The sequence below is a fragment of the Micromonospora sp. NPDC050200 genome (assembly GCF_040656135.1).
Classification (GTDB): Bacteria; Actinomycetota; Actinomycetes; order Mycobacteriales; family Micromonosporaceae; genus Micromonospora.
Genome location: NZ_JBFALG010000128.1, coordinates 1 through 7,222, shown reverse-complemented (window position 1 = coordinate 7,222; position 7,222 = coordinate 1). Strand labels below are relative to the sequence as shown.

Sequence of the window (7,222 nt, the reverse complement as noted above, 5' to 3'; positions counted from 1 at the left end):
CGGCGCCCGGCAAGTCTTCCGGCTACGCCGCGACACCGGCGGCCTCGACGGAGTCCGCACCAGCAAAGAAATCATCCACGGCATCGTCAGCCTCGACGCCGACCTGGCCGGCCCGCACCACCTCAACGCCTACACCCGGGGCCATTGGTCCGTGGAGACCCGTCTCCATTGGAGCGACGAACCAACACGCCTGCCATCCTGCGTCATTGTCGCGAAACAGCAGCTCACATCCTGTGCGACGAGTTTTGGCACGGTACAGGGCAGCCGCGCCCATTGCACGGCCCGCCGGTCGGGCGGCGTGCCGTCAGCGGGGCGGGGAGGATGCGTCGGCGGTCTGCTGCCGCCACGTGCCTCCGGCGTCGGCCGCGAGGAGGCGTTCGACAATGGCGCGGGCCTCGGCTTCGGTGTCGAACTCCCACCGCAGCACGCGACCGGTCTCGCTGTCTCCGGTGCGGGCGATGACCTTCCACCGGGTCTCTCGGGGGTGAGCCATACGCCGCGGCGGGCCAGGCGTCCCCAGATGCTGTTCCACCAGCGCCCCGCCACGTCTTCCACGACGGGCATCGTGCAAGCGTTCGAAGTGCGGGTGTCAGGTGAGGCGGTGGTTGAGGGCGGTGTGGCGGCGGCCGGCGCCGGCGGTGCGTACGGCGGCGGCGAGGGCGCGGCGGGAGCCGACGAGGACGACGAGTTGTTTGGCGCGGGTGACGGCGGTGTAGAGCAGGTTGCGTTGCAGCATCATCCAGGCGCTGGTGGTCAGGGGGATGACGACGGCGGGGTATTCGGAGCCTTGGGAGCGGTGGATGGTCATGGCGTAGGCGTGGGCGAGTTCGTCGAGTTCGTCGAAGTCGTAGTCGATGGTCTCGTCCTCGTCGGTGCGCACGGTCAGGGTTTGCTCGTCGGGGGTGAGGGCGGTGACGATGCCGAGGGTGCCGTTGAAGACGCCGGCTTGGCCCTTGTCGTAGTTGTTGCGGATCTGGGTGACCTTGTCGCCGATGCGGAACACCCGCCCGCCCATGCGCCGCTCGGGCTGGCCCTCGCGGTGCGGGGTGAGGTGCTGCTGCAGCAGGGTGTTCAGTGCGGCGGCGCCGGCGGGGCCGCGGTGCATGGGGGTGAGGACCTGCACGTCCCGCCGCGGATCCAGGCCGAAGCGCGCTGGTATGCGGGTGCAGGTGACGTCGACGGTCAGGGCGGTGGTGGCGTCGGTGTCGTCGCAGGCGAACAGAAAAAAGTCCGGCAGGCCCTGCAGGAGGGGTGGTTTGCCGGCGTTGATGCGGTGGGCGTTGGTGACGACCCCGGACTGGGCGGCCTGGCGGAAGATCTGCGTCAGCCGCACCCGCGGAACAGCGGGGGCGGCGAGCAGGTCGCGCAGCACCTCGCCCGCGCCGACCGACGGGAGTTGGTCGACGTCGCCGACCAGGAGCAGGTGCGCGCCGGGCGGGACGGCTTTGACGAGCTTGTTGGCCAGGATCAGGTCGAGCATGGAGGCCTCGTCGACGACGAGCAGGTCCACGTCGAGGGGGTTGTCCCGGTCGTAGGAGGCGTCCCCGCCGGGGCGCAGCTGCAGCAGCCGGTGCACCGTGGCGGCGGGATGACCGGTGAGCTCGGACAGCCGCTTCGCGGCACGGCCGGTCGGGGCGACGAGGGTGACCTTGGCTTTCTTGGCGGCGGCGAGTTCGACGATCGAGCGGACGGTGAAGCTCTTGCCGCACCCCGGTCCACCGGTCAGGACCGCGACCTTCGAGGTGAGGGCGAGGCGGACCGCCTGCTCTTGTTCGGGGGCCAGGTCCGCGCCGGTGCGCGCCTTCAGCCAGGCGAGGGCTTTGCCCCAGTCGACGCCGGTGAAGTGGGGCAGCCGGTCGGCCCGGTCGTTGAGTAGGCGGAGCAGGGAGGAGGCGAGGGACTGTTCGGCGCGGTGGAACGGCACCAGATACACCGCCTGCACCGGTTCACCATCGCCGCCGGGCAGCGTCTCGCGGACCACGCCCTCGTCGGCGACCAAGGTGTCGAGGCAGCCGGTGACGAGGTCGGCGGGCACGTCGAGGATCTTCGTGGCGTCGGCGACCAGCTGCTGCGCGGGCAGGTAGCAGTGGCCTGAGTCGGTGGCCTCGGACAGGGTGTACTGCAGGCCGGCCATCACCCGCTGCGGGCTGTCGTGCGGGATGCCCACGGCTTGGGCGATGGTGTCGGCGGTCTTGAACCCGATGCCCCACACGTCCGCGGCCAGCCGGTACGGCTCCTTCGTGACGACGTCGATCGACGCGTCGCCGTACTGCTTGAAGATCCGCACCGCCAGGGAGGTCGACACCCCGACGCCTTGCAGGAAGACCATCACCTCCTTGATGGCCTTCTGCTCCTCCCACGCCGCGGTGATCTTCGCCGTGCGTTTCGGCCCCAGCCCGGGCACCTCGACCAGCCGGGAGGGTTCGGCCTCGATCACCCGGAGGGTGTCCAGACCGAAGTGGGCCACGATCCGTTCGGCGAACACTGGTCCGATGCCCTTGACCAGGCCCGAGCCGAGATAGCGCTGGATGCCTTGGATCGTGGCCGGCAGCATCGTGGTGTAGGAGTCGACCTCGAACTGCCGGCCGTACTTCGGATGCGACGACCACCGCCCCGACAGCCGCAGGCTCTCCCCGGGCTGCGCACCCAACAACGCCCCCACCACGGTCAGCAGGTCGCTGCTGCGGTCGGTGGCGACCCGGGCGACGGTGTAGCCGGTCTCCTCGTTGACGTAGGTCAGCCGCTCGAGCACCGCGTCCAGGGTGGCAAGCGACGGGCGGGCAGGCGCGATCACGCCTCACATCGTGCCGCCTACCGGCGCGGCACAGACAGGCGCCCAGCGGCCCGCACCCCACCAACGTACGGATCTTGCAGCCAGGCCTGGGACTCGAGGCGGTCACGGAGGACGACGCGGCGCGTCGGGCCAACGCATACCCGACCCTGCGGACCCCAGTCGTCGAAGGCGCCAATCGCGTGGGACGTGAGGGGACAACGCGTACTGCTCGATCGGGTTCCAGCAAGTCACTCGTGCACGCAGCCGGTGTGACGCCCTCCCCCGTTGACGATGGTGTCTGTGAGTGATTCACGGGTGACGCGAGGGTGATCCTCATGTTTGACTGGGGTCTATGCGACCGGGGGAGGCGCGGGTAGCGATCGACTGTGGGAGTGCCAGCACGACCGCGGTGGTGGCGTGGCCGGACGGTAGGTGGTCTCCGCTGCTGTTCGACGGTGAACCGGCACTGTCCAGCGCGGTGTTCCTGGCCGCTGACGGGGATGTCCTGACGGGGCAGAGGGCCTGGCAGGCGGCGGTTGGAGAGCCGGACCGGTTCATCCCGGCGCCGAGGCGGTCACCGGAGCAGACCCTCCCTGTCGGCGGCGTGGGCGTCGACGCGTTGGATCTGATCGTGGCGACCCTGCGTCGCGTGGCCGGGGAGGCGCAGCACGCGGTCGGTGGTCCCCTGGACGATGTGCGGCTGGTGGTGCCCGCGGGGTGGGGCCCTCGGCGACGGACCTGGCTGAGGCAGGCCGCGCACCGGGCTGGCCTGCCACAACCGCGTCTGGTGGAAGCCCCGGTGGCGGCGGCCGGTCATCTGCTGGCTACGGGTGTGCAGCTTCCGGTGGGCTCGTTCCTCGTGGTCTGCGACGTCGGCGCGGGGGCGGAGGTCAGCGTTCTGCGGCGCGGCCCGGCCGGGTTCGAGGTGCTGTCGACCCTCGCCGACCCCACCGCCGGTGGTGACGCCATCGACCACGCGCTGGCGAACACGCTGGCCGACGCCGGCCCTGGTTTGCCTGGCGGGCAGGGGCAGTGGTGGGCGTTGACCGCCAGTGTGCGGGCGGGCAAGCACGCTCTGGCCGATCATGCGGCGGTGACCGTGCCGCTGCCGACCGGGCCGGCGGTGGTGTGGAACGGGGCACTGCTCGAACAGGCGGCACAACCTGTCCTCGAACGGGTCGCCGCGCTGACCGTGGAAGCGATCGCCGCGGCGGAGGTCGACTCCGCCAGCATCATCGGGGTCTACTGCGTGGGCGGCGTGGCGCGGATGCCCCTGCTGGAGAAGACCCTGACCGAGGTGACGGGCGTCGATCCTGTCGTGGTCGCTGATCCTGGCCTGGCTGCGGTGCGTGGGGCGGCGGACGCCGGCGCGGCCGAGGCCACGGGCGGTGTGCCGGTCGAGGAGGTGTCGCCGGTTCCGCCGGTGCGGCGGGCGGTCGCGATCGCGATACCCGGTTTCGCGTCCCTGGCTCTGGTCGCGCAGTTCCTCCTCACCCCCGAGTGGATGGGCGGGATCCTCGGTGTGATTCCCCCGACGGCGTTGCTGAACTGGGGTGAGCTGGCGATGGCGGCGGTGTTCGCGATGATCGCCAGTTTGGGCGCGGGCACGGTCATCGCCTCCGCGATCGCCGCCCGCGACCCGGCCGGGCCGACGGCGCCGGGCGTGCAGACCGGCACCGGGATCCTCGCCTCGGTGTCGCTGGGTAGCGCGATCATCGGCATGTACGCGGTGGTCGGCAGCGCCTACATCGGCACCGCGGTCGGCCCGTTCCTGCGATGGGCGCTACTTCCGGTCGCACCCATTGTCGCGGTGGCTGCGGTGTTGGCGATGGTCGCGGCCCGCCAGTGGCGGGTACCGCGCGGCGGCTGGTCGCAGCTGCTGGCCTTCCCACCCGGGTCGGTGGTGACCGCGACCGCCGGGATGCTGTGCATCCAGTACTCCATGACCGCCGACCGGTGGCCGAACATGATCCTGTTCATCGACGTCACCGGCCGGGTCGGTGGCGCCCTGCTCGGCATCGGCACGATCATGGCCGTGGTGCGGCAGCCGGTCCTGCGGCTGATCCTGGGCGCACCCATGGCGGTCATCACCGCCGCCCTGGTCGGCCCCGGCGCGTCCGGGATCCTCGGGGTCATCTACGCGATCGCGGTCACCGCGTGGTGGATCCGCCAGCTGTGGACGCGGATCCTGCGCCCCGACCGACAATCCCACACATGATCGGGCGCACCATGCGACCACGCGCTCGACCGTCGTCGGCAGGGCGGGGGTGGGGCAGGTGAGGTGGCCGCGGCGAGTGGCGTCGCTGGTGGCGCTGCTCCTGCTCCTGGCCGTCCCACCACTGGTCCTGGTGACCGTCGTCGGCTGGCCGATGCACGGGCGGCCGGACCTGCAGCAGGTGCGCGCGTGGGTCACGCAGCCACTGACCGAACAGACGATGACCGCCGCGTTCACGGTCCTGGCCTGGCTGATCTGGCTTCTCGTCGCCTACACGGCCACCGTCAGCGCCGCCAGACGCGTCCGCTCCGGCGCCCGCTGGCTGCGACGGATGCCCCTGCCCACACCCCTGCAGGCCACGGCTACGGGCATGGCCGGCGCCGCGGTCTTCGGCGCCAGCACTCACACCGCCGCCACCGGGCCCGCCGAACCCGCCGTCGCCGTCGCCGCCGCAACCCTCGACACCGACCTCACCGATAACGACACCACCAGCCCCGCCACCACCGTCGTCGGCGTTGACGCGGTGGAGGGGGTCACTGTTGCGGGTGGGTGGCTGCCGCGGGACGCCGCCGAGCAGGTCGCCGCCGCGTCCGCGCTGGTGTGGCTTCGCCGCCGCCGCGGCTACCAGCCCCGACAACCCGTCACAGTGCACCGTGACGATCCGGACCTGGCGCCCCTGCCCGCCACCGCGACCGCCGTCCACGCGGCTCTCGTCACCCACCCGCCCGCGCCTGCCCCGCCTGCCTCACGCCGCCAAGACCACGACCACACCCTGCTGCCGGCGGGGCTGGCCGGTGGCGCACCGGCGGGCGTCGCGTTCACCGGTCCTGGCGCGCTGCACGCCGCCCGGGGACTCCTGGTGACCGCCCTCCTGGCGTGCCTGCGGCAGTCACGGCCCACAGTGGCCGTGCTCATCACCGACAACGCTCTCACCACGCTCCTCGGCACCACCGCCGCCACCGCCGTCCGAGCCGCCGCCATCCCCGGGCTGGTCGTGACGGGCAGCGCGGACGACGCCGTCGTCCTCATCGAAACCGCAACCCCCGACCGTGGCGCCGCGCCTCACCGGCACCAGCGCGACCCGCTCCACCCTGGTGACCGCCCGCCGCTGGTGCTGATCACCGAGGTCCCGTCATCGCCGATCCGCCTGGCGGCGCAGCTTGGGACCGGTCGGGTCAGCGCCGTGGTCCTCGGCGCGTGGCCCCTCGGCGCCACCTGGCACGTCGACGCCGACGGCCGCAGCCACGACGTACGCCGCCCGCGGGAGGCCGGGCCCCGGCTGTGCGTCCTCAACCCGGCCGCGACCACCGACCTGCTCACCGTCATCACCCACACGCCACCGGCTTCGGCGGCGCCACCCGCGCACAAGCAGGCCCCGCCTCACGCCGTTATTCCCTACCCGCGGACGCCCGACCCTGTGGCCGCTGCCAGCGCGCCTGCCCCGGTCCACGCCGCCGATGCCCGCCGGCCGGTTCACCTGCAGGTGCTCGGCACGTGCCTGCTTCGTGTCGACGGCGTTCCGGTCCCGATCCGGCGCACCGCCGCCCTGCAAGCCCTCGTGCTCCTCGCCGTGCACCGTCACGGCGCCAGCGCCCGGCAGCTGACCGAGGCCCTGTGGCCAGGACTGCCCGCCCACTCGGTCGCCGGCCGCCTGTACACCACACTCAGTGACCTGCGCACCGCCATCCGCCGAGTATGCGACCTGGCCATCATCGACCACACCGGCGACCGCTACCGGCTGCACCCCGAGCACGTCGACACCGACCTGTGGCGGCTGCACGCCGCCGCCCACCACGCCGCCACCACCCTCACCGACGCCTCCGCCGGCTGGCAGGCCGTCATCGACAGCTACACCGGCGACCTCGCCGCCGGCCACACCTGGCCCTGGGTGGACCAGCCCCGAGAAGCCACCCGAAGGCTCGCGATCGACGCCTACGCCGCCGCCGCGTCGGCCCAACCCGAACCCCGAGCCGCCCTGGCCCTGCTGCAGGGCGGCATCCGCGTCGACCCCTACAACGAGGAACTGCACCACCGGGCCGTCGACACTCTCACCGCACTCGGCGACCACACCGCCGCAGCGGACCTACGGCACACCTACACCCGTCGCCTCACCCTCGCGGGCCTGCCACCGACCCCGCACCTGGCCACGACGGTCGTCTCCGGCACCCCCTCGACGGGGGGCTGACCGCCGCGCAGGAACTGCCTCGACCGACCACACCGCGCGGGTGGCCCGG

General features: G+C 72.3%; 4 protein-coding genes. 2 read left to right on the top strand and 2 right to left on the bottom strand.

Features of this window, described 5'->3' with window-relative positions; all coding sequences use genetic code 11:
- Positions 1-304 precede the first annotated feature (304 nt).
- Together AB0I41_RS34445 and AB0I41_RS34440 are read right to left on the bottom strand one after the other, a co-directional pair.
- Positions 305-493: a hypothetical protein gene (locus tag AB0I41_RS34445; RefSeq protein ID WP_357115413.1), complete on the bottom strand. Its 189-nt coding sequence runs from the start codon at positions 491-493 to the stop codon at positions 305-307.
- A 96-nt stretch (positions 494-589) separates the two neighbouring features.
- Positions 590-2,794, bottom strand: coding sequence for an ATP-dependent RecD-like DNA helicase (locus AB0I41_RS34440; RefSeq protein WP_357115410.1), 2,205 nt, complete (start codon positions 2,792-2,794; stop codon positions 590-592).
- 391 nt (positions 2,795-3,185) lie between these two features.
- On the opposite strand from AB0I41_RS34440, the gene AB0I41_RS34435 reads away from it, so the two are divergent.
- Positions 3,186-4,991 carry an Hsp70 family protein gene (locus AB0I41_RS34435; protein ID WP_357115407.1) on the top strand — a complete coding sequence of 602 codons (1,806 nt, stop codon included), beginning with the start codon at positions 3,186-3,188 and terminating at the stop codon, positions 4,989-4,991.
- 76 nt (positions 4,992-5,067) lie between these two features.
- A complete protein-coding gene (locus tag AB0I41_RS34430; protein WP_357115404.1) occupies positions 5,068-7,173 on the top strand; it encodes a hypothetical protein in 2,106 nt (701 codons plus the stop codon).
- The last annotated feature ends 49 nt before the right edge of the window (positions 7,174-7,222 follow it).

Bases quoted from the DNA above. Each gene is read 5' to 3' on its own strand.
- AB0I41_RS34445 (WP_357115413.1), bottom strand. From the start codon at position 493: ATGGCTCACCCCCGAGAGACCCGGTGGAAGGTCATCGCCCGCACCGGA.